This is a genomic window from Reinekea sp. G2M2-21, from assembly GCF_015687175.1.
Classification (GTDB): Bacteria; Pseudomonadota; Gammaproteobacteria; order Pseudomonadales; family Natronospirillaceae; genus Reinekea.
Window position 1 is genome coordinate 1 of the sequence record NZ_JADPQG010000029.1, and the last position, 1,550, is coordinate 1,550.

General features: G+C 46.6%; 2 protein-coding genes. Both read right to left on the reverse strand.

Annotation, left to right across the window (positions count from 1 at the left end; genetic code table 11):
• Positions 1-37 precede the first annotated feature (37 nt).
• Positions 38-514: an IS110 family transposase gene (locus IYN85_RS26085; RefSeq protein WP_230390983.1), complete on the reverse strand. Its 477-nt coding sequence runs from the start codon at positions 512-514 to the stop codon at positions 38-40.
• A gap of 4 nt (positions 515-518) precedes the next feature.
• Positions 519-1,301 (reverse strand): IS110 family transposase, encoded by a 783-nt coding sequence (locus tag IYN85_RS26090; protein WP_230390984.1) that lies wholly within the window; start codon positions 1,299-1,301, stop codon positions 519-521.
• Positions 1,302-1,550 lie beyond the last annotated feature (249 nt).

A 1,550-nucleotide genomic window follows, 5' to 3' on the forward strand; every position in this document is an offset into this window, starting at 1 on the left:
CATAACAACACGCCCTGAGGTGGACCACAACTCTTTTTCAACTCTTTAGCGCGTATTCCAAAAGCGGAGATCCTCTTCGCTTTAAAGCCTCCAAATATTTCGATTCATCATAAGGGGTATTGGTTTTCCAACAGGTAAAGGCAATTCGTATCCATTTAAAAGCGAGTGATCGTATCACCGTATTGTGTGGCTTACCCTTGGCCATTTGCTGACGGTAATAGGCGTTAGCCCAAAATGAAAAGCGTACAGATTGTCCTGCCCATTCAACAAAGGTTTGTCGCAAAAACTTAGGGCAGCTGTAACGCCAATGTGTCCACGATTTTTTACCGCTTTGCTCAATGACCGGGGCGACACCAGCGTACCGTTGCAAGTCTGCGGCAGACTGATAACGGTCCATCACAGTACCAAAAGCGACTAACAGTCTTGGGGCCAGTTGAGGACCCGCACCAGGAAGGCTGTCAAAGATGGTGTGTTGCTCTTGGGCTTTGTGTCGGCGCTTGATGTCCTGGTCCAAGTCCTTAATCGCACCAATTGAGTAGGTTAAGCTGAGGTATGAGCAATTTGATCATCAGGGCGTTGGGTTCAACAATACCGAAGTCCTCGGTTAACGGCATTGCTCCTTTGATTTGCTTAATACGCTGTTCATTAATCTCACCATAACGTGAATTGAACTGGTTGAAAAACTTCCGCAAGGTGTCGGGCCTAGCTCGTTGAGCGGCACTTAAGTCTGGCCAACGTGACAGGAACTCACAGAAGATAACCGTATCGCGTTCCTTAAAGATATCAAGGACTTGCGGGTAATAACTCTTAAGAATACCGGTGATTCGGTTCGTGAGGTCCACTCGATCTTGAACCAAACTTCGCCGGTACTCGACCAACTGGCCTAACGCCCGTATCTCAGCGGTATCGGATTTAATCGGGTGCAGTTTATCCATGTGCAACCGGAGCAGATCGACTTGGATCTTGGCGTCAGTGGGATCATCTTTGGCACCACTGTGGGTAAAGGCTTTGCGATACTTAGCCACCGTCGACGGATTGATTGAGAATACGGTGATGTGACTGTACTTCAGCAGAGCATGCACTAAGGGGCCTTTCTTGAGCTCACAACTGATAGCGATCTGTTGCTTAGGGAACCTTCGCTGAAGCTCCAGTACCCATTTATCGATGGCTTCTGGCTTGGATGAAATCACACCATAGGTATGTTCGTTCCCAGACTGATCAGTTATGCAAAAATCATGTTTACGATCGGCCCAGTCAATACCGATGAGACAAGCAAAATCATTAGGAGATTGAACTTTCATAAAAGAGAACCTTTGGTTAAAGTAGGACACGGAACGTGCGTGATTTTTGGTTCGCGCAAGTCTTATAGATAGTCGGTCGGCGACGTTCCCTGAGTGTGCGTTTTGAACCAAAATGACTTCTGTTAGTTCGAGAGTCTTGTTATGAACATTCAATGTTTGGCGCAGGCTTATTCGTAACTAACAGAAGCATGTTCCATTGAGTAAGAGCGCTAGGAAAGTCTCTAGATCAATGAATGGAAGAACTATAAG